General features: G+C 73.1%; 15 protein-coding genes. 9 read left to right on the top strand and 6 right to left on the bottom strand.

Annotated features, from left to right (window positions below; all coding sequences use genetic code 11):
* Window positions 1-8: 8 nt before the first annotated feature.
* Window positions 9-575 carry an Rv2993c-like domain-containing protein gene (locus ACJ5H2_RS18155; RefSeq protein ID WP_408896840.1) on the top strand — a complete coding sequence of 189 codons (567 nt, stop codon included), beginning with the start codon at window positions 9-11 and terminating at the stop codon, window positions 573-575.
* Here ACJ5H2_RS18155 and ACJ5H2_RS18150 read toward each other — a convergent pair.
* From ACJ5H2_RS18150 to ACJ5H2_RS18140, 3 genes are read right to left on the bottom strand one after another with little or no spacing between them, the layout of a single operon-like run.
* Window positions 538-2130, bottom strand: a complete 1593-nt coding sequence (locus ACJ5H2_RS18150; protein ID WP_408896839.1) for a phytoene desaturase family protein — start codon at window positions 2128-2130, stop codon at window positions 538-540. The two genes, ACJ5H2_RS18155 and ACJ5H2_RS18150, sit on opposite strands and share 38 nt — an antisense overlap.
* Window positions 2127-3599, bottom strand: a complete 1473-nt coding sequence (locus ACJ5H2_RS18145; RefSeq protein ID WP_408896838.1) for a flavin-containing monooxygenase — start codon at window positions 3597-3599, stop codon at window positions 2127-2129. Before ACJ5H2_RS18145 ends, ACJ5H2_RS18150 begins: the two co-directional genes overlap by 4 nt.
* An 11-nt stretch (window positions 3600-3610) precedes the next feature.
* The gene (locus ACJ5H2_RS18140) at window positions 3611-4405 is read right to left on the bottom strand and encodes an SDR family oxidoreductase (protein WP_408896837.1); all 795 of its coding nucleotides are present in this window, start codon (window positions 4403-4405) and stop codon (window positions 3611-3613) included.
* A 228-nt stretch (window positions 4406-4633) separates the two neighbouring features.
* Here ACJ5H2_RS18140 and ACJ5H2_RS18135 point away from each other — a divergent pair, with 228 nt between their 5' ends.
* The 4 genes from ACJ5H2_RS18135 to ACJ5H2_RS18120 are packed head-to-tail and all read left to right on the top strand — an operon-like array spanning window position 4634 to window position 7545.
* Entirely contained in the window at window positions 4634-5596 is a 963-nt protein-coding gene (locus ACJ5H2_RS18135) for an AraC family transcriptional regulator (protein ID WP_408896836.1), read from the top strand.
* Between the two features lie 28 nt (window positions 5597-5624).
* Window positions 5625-6014: a DUF4440 domain-containing protein gene (locus ACJ5H2_RS18130; RefSeq protein ID WP_408896835.1), complete on the top strand. Its 390-nt coding sequence runs from the start codon at window positions 5625-5627 to the stop codon at window positions 6012-6014.
* A gap of 47 nt (window positions 6015-6061) precedes the next feature.
* Window positions 6062-6676, top strand: a complete 615-nt coding sequence (locus tag ACJ5H2_RS18125) for a 5-oxoprolinase subunit B family protein (protein WP_408896834.1) — start codon at window positions 6062-6064, stop codon at window positions 6674-6676.
* A complete protein-coding gene (locus ACJ5H2_RS18120) occupies window positions 6673-7545 on the top strand; it encodes a biotin-dependent carboxyltransferase family protein (RefSeq protein ID WP_408896833.1) in 873 nt (290 codons plus the stop codon). Before ACJ5H2_RS18125 ends, ACJ5H2_RS18120 begins: the two co-directional genes overlap by 4 nt.
* 75 nt (window positions 7546-7620) lie before the next feature.
* Here the strand turns inward: ACJ5H2_RS18120 and ACJ5H2_RS18115 are convergent, their stop codons facing one another.
* Window positions 7621-8724 (bottom strand): NAD(P)-dependent alcohol dehydrogenase, encoded by a 1104-nt coding sequence (locus tag ACJ5H2_RS18115; protein ID WP_408896832.1) that lies wholly within the window; start codon window positions 8722-8724, stop codon window positions 7621-7623.
* Between the two features lie 15 nt (window positions 8725-8739).
* Complete coding sequence (locus ACJ5H2_RS18110) at window positions 8740-9195, bottom strand: MerR family transcriptional regulator (protein ID WP_408896831.1); 456 nt, start codon at window positions 9193-9195, stop codon at window positions 8740-8742.
* Window positions 9196-9388: 193 nt separating this feature from the next.
* Here ACJ5H2_RS18110 and ACJ5H2_RS18105 point away from each other — a divergent pair, with 193 nt between their 5' ends.
* The 3 genes from ACJ5H2_RS18105 to ACJ5H2_RS18095 all read left to right on the top strand — a co-directional run bounded on the left by ACJ5H2_RS18105 (window position 9389) and on the right by ACJ5H2_RS18095 (window position 13191).
* Window positions 9389-10720 carry a phospholipase D-like domain-containing protein gene (locus ACJ5H2_RS18105; RefSeq protein ID WP_408896830.1) on the top strand — a complete coding sequence of 444 codons (1332 nt, stop codon included), beginning with the start codon at window positions 9389-9391 and terminating at the stop codon, window positions 10718-10720.
* A gap of 246 nt (window positions 10721-10966) precedes the next feature.
* Complete coding sequence (locus tag ACJ5H2_RS18100) at window positions 10967-11602, top strand: ATP-binding cassette domain-containing protein (RefSeq protein ID WP_408896829.1); 636 nt, start codon at window positions 10967-10969, stop codon at window positions 11600-11602.
* A complete protein-coding gene (locus tag ACJ5H2_RS18095; RefSeq protein ID WP_408896828.1) occupies window positions 11599-13191 on the top strand; it encodes a DUF6297 family protein in 1593 nt (530 codons plus the stop codon). Before ACJ5H2_RS18100 ends, ACJ5H2_RS18095 begins: the two co-directional genes overlap by 4 nt.
* A gap of 55 nt (window positions 13192-13246) precedes the next feature.
* Here ACJ5H2_RS18095 and ACJ5H2_RS18090 read toward each other — a convergent pair whose 3' ends face one another.
* Window positions 13247-14101 (bottom strand): MBL fold metallo-hydrolase, encoded by an 855-nt coding sequence (locus ACJ5H2_RS18090; protein WP_408896827.1) that lies wholly within the window; start codon window positions 14099-14101, stop codon window positions 13247-13249.
* A 144-nt stretch (window positions 14102-14245) separates the two neighbouring features.
* Here ACJ5H2_RS18090 and ACJ5H2_RS18085 point away from each other — a divergent pair, with 144 nt between their 5' ends.
* Complete coding sequence (locus ACJ5H2_RS18085) at window positions 14246-14995, top strand: SDR family oxidoreductase (protein ID WP_408896826.1); 750 nt, start codon at window positions 14246-14248, stop codon at window positions 14993-14995.
* Window positions 14996-15005: the final 10 nt, after the last annotated feature.

The following is a 15005-nucleotide window of genomic DNA, read 5'->3' as shown; positions in this document are numbered from 1 at the left end:
CGAGCACCATGCGGATCACCACCTTCCGCCACGCCGGTGGCACCGGCTGGGGGCTCGTCGAGGGCGACGGCATCGTCGACCTGAGCGGCGACCCTTCGCTGCCGTACGCCGACGCGTCGGAGGCGCTGCGGAGCGAGACCGTGATGGATCTCGCCCTGTCCGCCTGCGGGCTGGCTCCGCAGCATCGGCTCGCCGAGGTCACCCTCCTCGCGCCCCTGCCGGCTCCGCGTCGGGTGCTCGTCGTCATCGACGGGCAGATCACGGAGCTCGACCAGCCGGAGGTCGCCCGCGCCGGCACGGCCATGCCGGGTGGCAGCCGGATGCTCGCCGTGGTCATCGGCAGTCCCACGCGCGAGGTCGCACGCGAGCGTGCGGTGGAGCACCTGCTGGGCGCCACCGACGCCGTCCTGGGCGGCCGCCGGCTGACCCTCGGGCCCTGGGTCGTCAGCCGCGACGAGACCGGCGACCTCGACGCCCTCCACGACGCCGGACGAGGCCTCGCCGACATCGTCAGCGAGGCCTCGCGGCGGTGGTCGCTCAGCTCCGGCGACGTCGTCCTGGTGCCCGCCTGCTGATCAGCTGTTGGGCCACGAGGTGCCCGGAGCCGCCGCCCAGGCCCGGGCCCGGGTGCGTGAACGCGCCGATGTGGAACACATTGGGGACGCCGGTCCGGTGGCCCGTGCCCGTGCCGGGACGCCACAGCAGCGACTGGTCGAGCTCGGCCGCGCCGCCGTAGGGGTCGCCGTGCACCGCGTTCGCGTTGGCGGACGCCAGTCCCGTCGGGTCGATCACGTGACGGTCGACCACGCTGCCGGCCAGGCCGGGTGCGAACTGCTCGATGCGCGCGACGACGCGGTCGGCGTACGCGTCGGCGAGGGCGGGGGTCCAGCCGTCGGCCGTGTCGAGCTCGCCCGCCGCATCCCCGACGGGACGCCACGGCAGCTCCTGGAGCTGGATCCACAGCGTGGCCCTGCCGGCCGGAGCGCGGCTCGGGTCCAGCACGCACTGCTGGCCGACCACCACGGTCGGCTCCGCGGGAAGGAGCCCGGCCTCGGCCTGGGCGCAGGCGATCGCGGTGCTGTCCGAGCCGTTGCTCACGTGGATGAGAGGGACCTCGTCGAGGCGGCTGTCCCTCCAGCGCACGGGTGCGTCGAGGGCGAGGTGGACCTGTGCCGCGGCGCGGCCGGGGCGATGGAGTCGGACCGCCCGACGCCCGGAGTCTCCGGCAGCCTCGGGTGCGAGGAGGCCGTCGTACAGGCGTCCGGTGGACGTCGACGCGAGCACCGCGTGCGCCCGCAGGTGGCCGGCGCCGGTGTCGACGCCGACCGCGCGACCGGATCGGAGGGTGATCGCCTTCGCGGGCGTGGCAAGGAAGACGTCGACGCCGCGCTCCTCGAGCAGGGCTGCGAAGGCGGCGACGAAGTTGCCGGCGCCGCCCTCGACGACGGGGAGGCCGATCTCGTGCATCGTGAACGCCATCACGGGCAGCATCAGCCCGCCGGTGGCCTGGTCGGGCGCGAGGCCGGCGTGCAGCAGCCACGGCGCCCAGAGCTGGTCGACCTCAGGGCCGGCGAACCGCTCGCGCGCCAGACCCCGGCCGCTCTGGGTCGCGACCCGCATCAGCTCGGTCAGCCCGTCGCGCCCGAGCCCGCGAACGGCCCCCAGCCCGAGCCGCGCGAGGTCGCGCGTGCGCAGCTCCGAGCCGAGGGCGCCGAAGACGTGCGGCGCCCAGCTCCCGAGGTCGGCCAGCATCGCGCCGTACGACGCGCGGTCCGCGGCGTGCTCGAAGCCGGCCGCGGTCTGCTCGGGATCTCGATGGGCGACCACCGTCCCGCGCTCGGAGACCGAGGCGGTGACGGCGCCCTCGGCGTTGCGGTACGCGAGTCCGAGCCGGTGGAGGTCCGCGCCGAGCTCGGCGTACGCGGCTCCGGCCTGGAACAGCGGGTGCCAGGAGCTGAAGGTGTCGTGGACGAAGCCCGGCACGGTGAGCTCCTCGGAGGCGATGAACCCGCCGAGACGGTCTCTCTCCTCGACGAGCGCCACCGACCGTCCGGCCCCCGCGAGCTCCGCGGCGGCGACCAGGCCGTTGATCCCCGACCCGATCACCACGACGTCGTACGCGTCCCTCATGGCCGGGTGACGCCGAGCCGGCGTGCGAGCTTCGGCGTGATCCGGCGGTAGTCCGCGGGCTTGACCGGCATCAGCCACTGCTTCGCCTTCGTGCGCCGCGGGACGTCCAGACCGACGTCGGAGAGCACCTCGTCCACGTTGTGCATCGAGAACGGGATGATGTTCGTCCCTCGTGCGTGCATGCCTCCCGTGCGCTCGCGCATCCAGGCGAGTCGGGAACGGGTCTGCGCCAGCATCTCGTCGCGCGAGGGCACCTGGTGGTGACCGCCGAGGTGCGAGCCGATCCAGATCGCGGACACCTCGGCGGACAGGGGCGAGAAGAACGAGGAGTTGTAGCCCGCGAAGCTCAGGTCGGGGACGTTGATCGGGTGGATCTGCCGGTAGAGCAGGAAGTCGCCGTTCTCGTCGAGCAGCCGGTCGAGCACCTCACGGGGCAGGAACGGGATGTCCTGGGTCCAGCCGGTGGCCGCGATGACCACGTCGGCGCGGAGCACCTGGCCGTTGGCGAGCTCGGCGTGCGGCTTGCCGTCCTTCTCGAGGAAGCGGGTGATCACGGTGTCGCGGTGGACTCGGATCGCGCCGGTGGAGACACCCTCGAAGAAGCCCTCCGTGGCCAGCGAGACCGTCGACTTCGCGATGTCGGCGAAGGTGCCCTGGGGGACGAGGCCGAGCTTGTCGAGCTTCAGCTGCTTGGTCGTCACGCTCTCGACCGTGCCGAGCATGTTGTTCGCCATCATCGAGTCACGGGCGTGGAGCAGGCGCTCCGCGCCGTTCACCGAGCGGTAGCGGAACAGGCCCTCGCCGAGACGGGTGAGCATCAGGTACTTGTAGTTGACGACGCCGCTGACCTTGCGCGGCATCTTCCAGAGCAGCTCGCGCGCGACGACCGACGTGGCGGCGGCCTCCTTGGCGATCTCGACCGTGATGTCGCAGGCGGACTTCCCGTAGCCGAGGACGACGGTGTGCTTGTCGCGGACCTGGTCCAAGCTGTGGAACTCGCTCGACGGGAGGTACTGCCCGCCCGCCTGCTCGAAGTCCTCCAGGCCGTCGATCGGCGGCACGAACGGGCGCGAGAAGATCCCGCTGGCCAGGACCAGGTGGTCGTAGTGCTCGGTGCCACGGGCGGTCGTGACGTCCCAGCCACCTCCGGGGGCCGGCGCCGCGTGCTGGACCTCGGTGTTGAGCCGGACGTGCGGCGTGACCCCGAACTCGTCCGCGTACGACGCCAGGTACGCCGCCACCTGCTCGCCGCTGGGCCACTCGGGGTAGCTGCGCGGCATCTTCTTGTCCGAGAGACAGTAGGTGCCCTTGTTGTTCTGCGTCTTCAGGCCGGGATAGCGGCGCGTGCGGCTCCAGACGCCCCCGATGTCGGGGGTCTTCTCGAGCACGGTGACGTCGTGGCCGAGCTGGCGCAGGACCTTGGCGGAGGAGATGCCGGCGAAACCGGCTCCGACGATCGCGATCTTCATGGTGGTGGTCCTCACTGGGTGAGCTGCGGGATGGCGGGAACGGCCCGCTCCGGGCCGAGGGCGGAGTAGCCGCCGTCGGCGGCCCAGTCGGCCCCGGTGACGACGGATGCGGCGTCGGAGACCAGGAAGGCCACGACGGCGCCGACCTCGGCCCCGTCGCCGACGCGTCCGGTGAGGTGGAAGGGCGCCGCGACGGCGTCGGTCTTGACGCGGTCGCCACCCGAGAGGTCGTCCATGATCTTCGACCAGGTCCAGCCGGGGCTCACCGAGTTGACCCGGATGCCGTCAGGAGCGAGGTCCATCGCCATCGACCGGGTCACCGAGACGATCGCCGCCTTCGACGCGGGGTAGACCCAGCGACCGGTCTGGGCGACCTTGCTCGAGATCGAGGTGAAGTTGACGACCGCCGCGTGCTCGCTGGCCGTGAGGTGGGGATGCGCGGCGCGGACCACCTCGACCATCGAGACCACGTTCACGTCGAGTGCCCTGAGCCAGTCGCCGCGCGAGGTCGCGAAGCCCTCGTCGAGGTACGTCGCCGCGAGGTTGACCACGATGTCGACGCCACCGAACCGCTCGGCCGTCCCGGAGACGAGGTCGGCGACAGATCGGTCGTCGGTGACGTCGGTGCGCACGAAGACGACCTCGTCCCCCAGCTTCTCGGCGGCCCGGCCGCCCTCCTCGTCGATGTCGGCCACGACGACGCGCGCGCCGGCGCGGGCGAGCGCCCCGACGACTCCGTGTGCCAGCAGTGTCGCGCCGCCGGTGACGATCGCGGTCCGACCGGTCAGCTCGGTCAGGTCTGCCATGGATGTACCTCCGCCTCAGAGCCATGCGATGCAGGTCACATCGCGATGCCGGGACCGTAGGCACCGCGCGGCGCCCGCACTATCCGGAAAGCGCGGCGGGCGTCCGCGAACCGCGGCGGGCGGACGTCCGGAGGGAGCACGGGCGCGTGGCGGGTCCATGACGATCGTTGAGCCGTTGACATATCTCCCGGAGGATGCGCCAATGGGACCGTACGAAGGGAGAGCCGCGTGGCCCGCACACTGCTCGCCGAGCATCGTCAGATCCACACGGCGGACGTCGAGCAGGCGCGCCGCGAGGTGGGCGAGCGGTTCTGCGCGCACCGCCTCGAGCTGACCCGCCGCGATGGTCGTCTCGACATGCTGCACAGCTCCGCGTCCATCGGCGCCGACATCAGCCTCAACTACCTCCGCTACGGCGACGAGGTCCGGATCACGCCGGGCACGTTCGACGACTTCTTCCTCGTGCAGATCCCGCTGCAGGGCACCGCTCGGGTGCGGGTGGGCGATCAGGTCGTCGCGTCCTCGCGCAGCCGCGCCTCCATCGGCTCGCCCACCGAGGCGGTCGACATGGTGTGGAGCGACGGCTGTGAGCAGCTGCTGGTCTACCTGCGTCGCCGTGCCGTCGAGGAGATCGCCTCCGATGGCGACGCCCCGGCTCCGGTCGTGTTCAACGCGGCGATGGACCTCGAGACCCCGGCCACCCGTGCCTGGCTGCGCCTGGTCCACCTCGCGCTCGACGACATCGAGGCCGGGGGAGCGCTGTTCCGCTCGCCGTTGGCGTCCACGCACTTCGAGCAGACCCTGATCGCCGGGTTGCTGGGGGCACAGCCGAACAACCGACAGGTGGTCGCGCCGCCCGAGACCTCGTGCCCGCGGGTCGTCCGCACCGTCGTCGACCTGATCGAGGCCGAGCCCGAGCGCGCGTGGCGGCTGGCCGAGCTGGCCGGGCACGCCGGCGTCTCCGCGCGCACGCTGCAGGAGGCGTTCCACCGCGAGCTGGGAGTCAGCCCGCTCGAGCGGCTGCGCGCGGCGCGGATGGCACGCGCCCGCGCCGACCTGCTCGCGGCCGACCCGGCGACGGTGTCGGTGACCGACGTCGCCGCCCGCTGGGGCTTCTTCCACCTCGGCCGCTTCGCGCAGGCCTACCGCGCGGCGTACCAGGAGCTTCCCTCGCAGACGCTGAGGCGCTGACACCTGACGCGCCCGGTACCGTGCTCGCGTGGACTCCCGGGAGACGCCCGACCTGGTCGCCGATGCGCTGGCGGCCGAGCTCGAGACGCTGAGCCGGGAGTGCCGGCTCGACGCGGCGCGGCTCGACTCCTTCCTGAGCGAGGACTTCCACGAGTTCGGCGCGTCGGGCGTCGAGGTCGTGAAGGCCGGTACGGCGGAGCGGGTCGCGGCGTACACGGCGCAGAGCGACCAGGTCCTCGAGCCGAGCGAGTTGCGCGGGGTGCTGATCGCCGCCGACGTCGTCATGGTGAAGTACGTGCTCCAGGCCGGAGAGGTGCGCTCGAACCGGACATCGCTGTGGCGGCGCACCCCGGACGGGCGGTGGCAGATGTTCCACCACCAGGGCACCCTCGCCGCCGCGCAGCGCGCCGACGGCTGACGCCTCGCTAGGCTCACCGAGGTGAGCAGCGAGGGCCGGAGGTGGGCGTGACGCGCGTGCTCCCGTACGGCGACCGGGCGTTCCTGCTCGAGCTCGACGATGTCCAGCAGGTGATCGGACATCACGCGGCGATCGTCGCCGCCGCCCCGGCCGGCATCGTCGACCTGGTCCCTGCCGCACGCACGATCCTCGTCCAGGTCGACCTGTCCGTGCGGCCGTTGCACGAGGTGGCGCGCGAGGTGGCAGCGCTGACCCCGCTGTCCGCGGACGACGAGCGGTCGGCGCCCGTGCTCGAGATCCCCGTCCGGTACGACGGTCCTGACCTCGCCGAGGCGGCGGCCGCGGTCGGCGTCGAGGTCGACGAGCTCATCCGCCGTCACGCCTCCCAGACCTGGGTCGCCGCGTTCACCGGCTTCGCGCCGGGCTTCGCCTACCTCCTGGGCGAGGAGGAGTGGGAGATCCCGCGGCGCGCGTCGCCCCGCACGGCGGTGCCCGCGGGCGCGGTCGCGCTGGCCGGCCCCTTCACCGGCATCTACCCGCGGGAGTCGCCCGGCGGCTGGCAGGTCGTCGGACGCACCGACGTCGCGCTGTGGGACCTCGCGCGCGCGCAGCCGGCGCTGATCGTCGCCGGGCAGCGGGTCCGCTTCCGGGCGGACCGGTGACCGGCCGCGCCCTCGAGGTCCTCGACCCGGGGCCGCTCGCCACGACCCAGGACCTCGGCCGGCCCGGCCTGATGAGCCTGGGCGTCCCGCGCTCGGGGGCCGCCGACCGGGACAGCCTGCGCCTGGCGAACCGACTGGTCGGCAACCCCGAGGGCATCGTGGCGGTCGAGGCCACCTTCGGCGGCCTGCGGGTGCGGGCGCACGGTGCGCTGACGGTGGCGCTGACCGGGGCGGCCGCCCCGGCGCGGCGCAACGACCGGCGCGTCGCGCACAACAGCGTCGTCCGGCTGGCCGACGGGGACGTGCTGTCGCTGGGCGCGCCCGAGGCGGGTGCACGCACCTATCTCGCGGTCCGCGGCGGGCTCCGCACCGACCTGGCGCTGGGGTCCGGCGCCACGGACCTCCTCTCGGGACTGGGGCCGCCACCGCTCGCGGCCGGCGCGATGCTCGCCGTCGGCACGACCCCGCTCGACCTGCCGGCGATCGACCTCGCACCCGTGCCGCGGACCGGCGGCGGGACGATCGAGCTGCCCGTCACGTGGGGGCCGCGCGCCGACTGGCTGACGCCCCGGTCCCGAGCCGACCTGCTCGCCACCTCCTGGACCGTCACCTCGGCGTCCAACCGCATCGGTCTGCGCCTGGCCGGCCCCGCCCTGGAGCCCGCCGTCGAGCGCGAGCTCCCCAGCGAGGGCCTGTTGGAGGGGGCGATCCAGGTCCCCCGCGAGGGCCAGCCGATCCTGTTCCTCGCCGACCACCCGGTGACCGGGGGCTATCCCGTCGTCGTCGTCGTCGACGCGCTGGCGATCCCCGCCGCCGGACAGGCCGTGCCGGGCCAGCAGGTCCGGTTCCGGCTCGCGGCCCAGGTGTGAGAAGTGACGGTCGGCGGCCGGGCTGCTCCTTGTCGGGCGCGGCCGCTCCGGCTTCCGTGCCGAGGGACTGCGCGGTCAGCCGATGGTGGACGTGTCGATCACGAACCGGTAGCGCACATCGGAGGCGAGCACCCGCTCGTAGGCCTCGTTGACCGCCGAGGCGGGGATCACCTCGACATCGGCGCCGATGCCGTGCTCGGCGCAGAAGTCGAGCATCTCCTGGGTCTCCGCCATCCCGCCGATCATCGAGCCCGCGACGGTGTGGCGGCCGTAGATCAGGGACATCGGGTTCACGCTGAACGGCTCCGGCGGCGCGCCGACGTTCACGAAGGCGCCGTCCACCGCCAGGAGGCGCAGGTAGGCGTTGATGTCCAGGCTGGCGCTCACGGTGTTGAGCACTAGGTCGAAGCGGCCCGCGAGCGCGCCGAACGTGCCGCGGTCGGAGCTCGCGTAGTAGTGGTCCGCGCCCAGGCGCAGTGCGTCCTCCTGCTTCTTCAGGGACTGCGACAGTACGGTCACCTCGGCGCCCATGGCGTGGGCGATCTTCACGCCCATGTGGCCCAGTCCGCCGAGGCCGACGATGGCGACCTGCTTGCCGGGACCCGCGCCCCAGCGCTTGAGCGGCGAGTACGTCGTGATGCCGGCGCACAGTAGCGGTGCGGCCGCAGCAGGGTCGATGCCGTCGGGGACCGACATCACGAAGTGCGCGTCGACGACCACGTGGGTGGAGTAGCCGCCCTGGGTGGTGGTGCCGTCGCGGTCGGTGACGGCGTACGTCCCGACGCCGCCGTCGAGGCAGAACTGCTCGTCGCCGCGCAGGCAGTTGACGCACTGCCGGCAGGAGTTCACGAAGCAGCCGACACCGACGCGGTCGCCCACGCGGTGCCGGGTGACCGCGGAGCCGACCTCGGCGACGGTGCCGACGATCTCGTGGCCCGGGACGACCGGGAACGGCTGCGGGCCCCAGTCGCCGCGGACCGTGTGGATGTCGGAGTGGCAGATGCCGGCGTACTCGATCGCGATGAGGACGTCGTTCTCGCCGACCGCGCGCCGCTCGATCGTGGTCGGCGCGAGCGGCTCGCCGCTGGCCGGAGCGGCCCAGGCGGCGACGCGGGTGCGGTCGTAGGTCTTGGAGGTGGTCCCGGAGGTGGTCCCGGAGGTGGTCCCGGAGGTGGGCATGGAGGTGTCTCCTCGTCAGTTGGTCTTCTTGAGCGCGTCGGCGAGTGCGCGCGCCTGCGCTGACAACGACGCCGCGTGGGCGTCGTCGCCGTCCGCGACGGCCCGCCAGTAGTCGATCTTGAGGTCGACATAGCGCCGGCGTACGGCGAGCAGCTCGGCCTCGCGCGCCAGGCGGTCGCGCTGGGCGGTGAGCAGGTCGACCTGCTGTCCGGCCGCCGCCGCGCCGGCGGCGCCGTTGGCGACGTACTGCTTCATGTCGCTCACCGACATCCCGGTCGCGTTCAGGCAGGCGACCCAGGTGAGCAGGTCGAGGTCGTCCTCGGTGTAGACCCGGTGACCGCTGCTGGCGGACCGGCCGACCGGGGCCACGACGCCGATCGACTCGTAGTAGCGCAGAGTGCTGGCGGGGAGACCGGTCAGCGCGGCCGCCTCCTTGATGGAGAAGGTCCTGCCGTCGGCTCGCGCACTCACCTCATCGAGGCTAGGAACTTCAAGTACTCGAAGTCAAAGAGGCCGCAAGGCGCCCCGGGCGAGGAATTCGCCGTCCGCGGTTCAGGGCCCGGGGCCGTTGGGTAGGGTCGCCACGTCTGTTCGGTCGAGTGGGGGTGTGCGGATCGTGAGGACTGCGTGGGGGAACGCGCCGGCGCTAGGGAGTGCGCGGGCGGTGGCGGCAGGCATCGCCCTTCTCCTCGCCGTGACGGTGCTCGTCACCGGGCACGGCCTCCTTCCCGCGGCTGGGGCCGCTCCGGCGGCCCACGCGGCCCCGAGCGCGGCGCGCAAGCCCGACCCGGCGTACGTCGTGACGCCCGGGATCACCTTCAACCACCCGTTCCGGCGCGGGCAGCGCGGCAAGATCCACCGCAAGATCGTCAAGACCCTCAAGAACGCCCCCGCGGGCGCGACGGTCCGGGTGATCACGTGGAACTTCGACTCGCCCTACCTGGCACGCAAGTTCATCCGCGCCCACGAGCGCGGCGTCTCGGTGCAGATCATCATGTCCCGCGGCCTGGCCCGCTCCCAGGGGGGCAACCCCGCGCGCTCGTACCCGATGATGCTGCGGGCCTTCCAGCGCGACGAGGAGAACCGCCCGCCCGGCATGGAGAGCTGGATCCGCACCTGCTCCCAGACCTGCCGGGGCAAGCGCGGCTCCATGCACCCGAAGCTGATGATCGTCAGCCGCTCCGGCGCGACGAACTGGATCGTCATGCAGGGCTCGGGCAACTTCACCGGCGCGGCCGCCGTCCAGCAGTTCAACGACTGGACCACCGTCACCGAGAACAAGCCGCTCTACGACGGCTGGATGCGGATGTGGGACGAGGCCAAGCAGGACCGCAACTTCCCCGTCCTGCGCTTCACCACCGGCAACATCACCTCGATGTTCGCGCCGCACCGGGACAACGTCGACCCCGCGATGTCGGTGCTCAACAAGGTGCAGTGCGCCGGGGCGACCAACACCTCGCACGGTCGCACCAAGGTGCGCATCGCCAACGCGGTGTGGGGCGAGGCGCGCGGCGCCCGGATCGCCCGCAAGGCCCGCCAGCTCGACCGCCAGGGCTGCGACGTCGAGATCGTGTTCATGATGATGCAGCGCCGCATCCGGCACATCCTGCGCGGGATGCGGGCCAAGCAGATGGTCTACATCTACGGCGAGCAGGCCGACAAGTTCAAGGACCGCTACGTCCACATGAAGGGCCTGGCGGTCCAGGGCAATTTCGACGGTCGCCCGGACGGCAACGTGGTGCTCTCCAGCAGTGAGAACTGGACCCAGCTCGGCTGGCACTCCGACGAGCAGAACATCATCATCCGCGACGATGCCGTGATGACGCAGAAGTACGTCGACCAGGTGGACCTGATCTACCGCGAGGCGCCGCGCACCCTCAGCAACTACGTGAACTCGGCCGACCCCGATCCCGACCCGCGGGTGCGCCACTCGGACCGGGAGTACCTCTCCCCGAAGGAGTACCCCTTCCACCTGCTCGAGGCTGAGCTGTCCTGAGTGGGGGTGGGTGCTGGTGGGGCGGATTCACCACGGGATGTAGGTGAGCCCGCGCGGATTCACCACGGGATGTAGGTGGATCGGCACTCCCCGCGCGGAACTCCGCTACAGATGCTCGGATTCGGCTACATCCCGTGGTGAATCCGCGCCGCGCACCCACCTACATCCCGTGGTGAATCCGCAGCCAGACCGACCCCGGCATCCCCACGACGCCCCGGCGCGGGGGGCGGCTGTCATCCTGGGCCCGTGAGCGATGCAGTGCTGTCAGTGCGCGGGCTGACGCGCTCGTTCGGCGACCACCGGGTCCTGGCCGGCCTCGACCTCGACCTGCCGGCCGGATCGGCCGCCGTCCTGGTCGGCCCGAACGGCGCCGGGAAGTCGACCGCGCTGCGCTGCATCACCGGTGCCGACCAGGCCGACGGCGGCACCGTCGAGCTCCTGGGCGAGACCCTCGACGAGCGCTCGGCAACCGTCCGGGCCGCGCTCGCGGTGGTGATGGACGACCTGGACTTCTTCCCCGACCTCACCGTCGTCGAGCACCTCGACCTCTTCGCCCGGGCCCATCGCACGCACGACGCGGACGCGGTCGTCGACGACGTCCTGGAGGAGGTCGGGCTCCTCGCCCAGTCCGGGCAGCTCCCGACCTCCCTGTCGTCGGGCCAGCGTCGCCGGCTCGCCTTGGCCAGCGCCTTCGTCCGCCCGCGCCGCCTGCTCGTGCTCGACGAGCCCGAGCAGCGGCTGGACCAGGAGGGTCTCGACTGGCTCGTCGGCCGGCTCCGGGCCGAGAAGGAGGCAGGCCTCGCGGTGCTGCTCGCCAGCCACTCGCCCCGGCTGGTCGAGGCGGTCGCGGACGACGTCGTGCAGCTGGCCCACCCGGCATGAGCCCCGGCACGAGCCCCGGCACGAGCCCCGGCACGAGCCCCGGCACGAGCCCCGGCACGAGCCCCGGCACCAGCTCCGGCACCAGCACCGGCACGAGCCCCGGGGACCTCGACCGCCCCCGAGCCGCGGAGCTGTGGTCCGACATCCGGCACTGGCGCCGCAGCCGCCGTACCCTCTCGCTCGGCGAGGCGCTCCAGGACCTCTACATCGGCGTCTTCGCCGTGCTCATGCTGGGCTCGATGCTGGTCAGCGTCCTGGTGAACGTCGGCGAGATGGGCGACCGGGCCTGCGTCACGACCACCTGCGCCGGCGCACGGTCCCTGCTCCCGTGGCTGGTCGTCGCCACGACGCTCGCGGCGCTCTGGTCCGTCGCGCGGATGGTCGGACCGGTGGCGGTCAGCCCCGGGATGGCGACCTGGCTGCTGACGACGCCGGTCGACCGGGGCGACCTGCTGCGCCGCCGCGCCCGCGGCGTCGCCCTGCTCGGGGCGGCGGTCGCGGCACCGGTCGCGGCGGCGACCGCGACGCTCGCCGGCTTCGGCGTGGCCGACCTCGCCCTGTTCGCGGCGGGCGCCGCCGGTGTCGGGTCGTACGGCGTGGGCGCGCTCGCCCACGCCCAGAGCGCCGGCCGCGCGCGCCATCCCGCCCTGCTGCTCGGGCCGGTCAGCCTGCTCGCGGTCGGACTGGGGCTCGCGGCGATCGCCTCCACGAGGCTGCCGTCCCTGTCCGCCTCGGGACCGGTCAGGACGACCGCCGTCGGCGTCGGGGCAGTGGCGTGGGCGGGCGTGGCGCTCTTCCTGGTCCGCGCGAGGGCGACCTCCGCTCGGCTGCGGCGCCGCGACGTGGCCCCCGGCGGGGTGCTCGTGCCCGGTCTCGGCGGGGCGCTGGCCACCCTCGACCTGGCCTTGATGTTCGACGTCCTCGTCGGCCACGCCAGTGCCCGCCGGGGCGCCGTCCGGCCCCGCCGCGGAGGGCCGCCGGGGGTCGCCGCGGTCGCCTGGCGCGATGTGATCCGGCTGCGCCGCCAGCCCGGTCGGCTGGCTCTCCTCACCGGGTCGCTGCTGGTCCCGTACGCCGTCGCCGCGGTCGGGGGCGGCGTCGTCACGGTGCTGGTCGAGGTGCTGGTGTGCTTCGTGCTCGGGGTCCCCTTGCTGGTCGGCCTGCGCGTGCTCACCCGCTCGCCGGGCATGGTGCGGATGCTTCCCAGCCGGCTGGGCGCGACCCGAGCGGCGGCCGTCGTCGTACCGGGTGCGCTCCTGGCGGTGCACGGCCTCCTCGGTGCTCCTGCGCTGGGGGACGGGGTGGAGGGCCCCGCGGCCGCGGTCGCACTGGTCGGTGCCGCGGCCGGGCTGGCGGGCCTCGCCGCGGCGGTGCGCTGGGTCACCGGACGCCCGCCGGACTACGGTCGGCCGCTGGTCTCCACGCCGGCGGGGGGCGTGCCGACGAACCTCTACGGCAGCGTGCTGCGCGGCTTCGACATCGCCGCGCTGGCCGCCCTCCCGCTGCTGTTCGCCCCGACCGCCGCAGGTGCGGTGTCCAGCATCCTGGTCTCAGGGGGAGTCGTCGGCTACCTCTGCGCGAGGAAGTGAGCGGAGCGCGCGGGGCGCCGGGTCCCCTGGTTGCTCCCGCCGTCGCGACCGCTGTTCAGGCGGATGGGGACGGGCCGTCGAGCTCGATGGTCTCGCCGCGGCGGACCGTCCGCACCCGGGTCGACAGCCCGGCCGCCCCTGCTGCCCGCAGGAAGGCCGAAAGGGGCGAGCGGAAGACGCGGTAGTCGTCGTGATGGACGGGCACGGCCTGTCGGGGCGAGCAGCGGCGCAGGAAGTCGACTCCTTGCGCGTCGTCCATGGTGACCGTGTGGAGCAGCACGCGCGTGCCCCCGAGGTGGACGACGGCGGTATCGATGTCGGGATGGCGTCTCGCGATCTCCGAGACATGCTCCCCGCTGAGGGTGTCCCCGCTGAGATAGACCCGATGGCGGACGGCGCCGCCGACACGGTGCTCCAGCAGCGAGCCCATCACCGGCGGGAGGAGACGTCCCATGACACCGCGAGCGTGGACGGCGGGGAGCGACTCGACCGTCAGCTGCTCGTCGCCCGCGCGCAGCTCGAAGCGCTCCCAGGTGCGCAGTCCCTCCGCGCTGAAGCCCCACCGGGTCAGCCGGCGCGCCGCGTCCGGTGTGGTGAGCAGGGGCACCTCCCGGGCGAGGGTGCGCCGAGCGATGCGGTCGAAGTGGTCGCCGTGGAGGTGGGAGAGGACCACCGCGTCGAGCCACGGCAGGTCCTCGGGGCCCATCGCGGGCTCGGTGAGCCGGCGCGACCACAGCCCCTTGCCGAGATAGGCCCGCTGCCCTCGGTGGAGGAAGTTGGGATCGGTCAGCACCGTGAACGCCCCGAAGCGCAGCAGCGTCGTCGCGGTCCCGATGAACGTCAGCGTCCCGGCGGGCCGACGCCCGCCGCGTGAGGCGGCGGCCTCGGGACTGGTGCGCTCGTCGTCCACGGCCGTCCAGTGCCCGCTCGCGACGCGGTCAGACCGGGGCCCCGGGCGAGTCGGCCGACCCTCAACCTAGCACTTGCTTGGTATTGGGCCTATGATCCTCCTTCGGAGGACGACGAAAGGGATTCGGTGGCGTACAGCATCGACATGTCCGGTCAGGTGGTGCTCGTGACCGGCGGCGGCCGGGGTGTGGGCGACGGCATCGTGCAGGCCTACCTGGAGGCCGGAGCCACCGTGGAGATCTGCGGTCGCAGCACGCCCGACTCCCTGCGCGAGGTCGACGGCCGCACGCCGCACTTCTCACCGGTCGACGTGCGCGAGCCCGACCAGGTCGCGAGCTGGGTCGAGGACGTCGTACGACGGCACGGGCGGCTCGACGTGGCCGTCAACAACGCCGGCGGGGCGCCCTTCGCGCAGTTCGACGCCGGCTCGGCCCGCTTCCACGCGAAGGTCAACGACCTCAACTTCATGTCCGCGGTCTACGTCGCGCTCGCGGTGCGCCCGCACCTGCGGACCAGCAACGGCTCGATGGTCAACATCACCTCCATCTCCGCCCGGCGGCCCAGCCCCGGCACGGCCGTGTACGGCGCCGCCAAGGCCGCGCTCGAGAGCCTCACCGCCAGCCTCGGCACCGAATGGGCGCCCGAGGTCCGGGTCAACGCCGTCAGCTGCGGCCTGGTCGCGACGCCGGGCTCGACCGACCACTACGGCGACGCCGACCAGGTGGCCCGGGTCGCCGCCACCATCCCGCGGGGCGTCTTCGCCTCGCCGCTGGAGGTCGGCCAGGTCTGCGTGTTCCTGTCCTCGCCGCTGGCCAGCCACATCACCGGCGCCGTCGTGAACGTCGACGGCGGCGGCGAGGTGCCCGCCTTCCTCCAGCACACCCCCAACGCCTGAGTCAGGAGCC

The organism is Nocardioides pymetrozini (assembly GCF_046058985.1).
GTDB lineage: Bacteria > Actinomycetota > Actinomycetes > Propionibacteriales > Nocardioidaceae > Nocardioides.
This window is presented reverse-complemented; position numbering and strand designations above follow the sequence as displayed.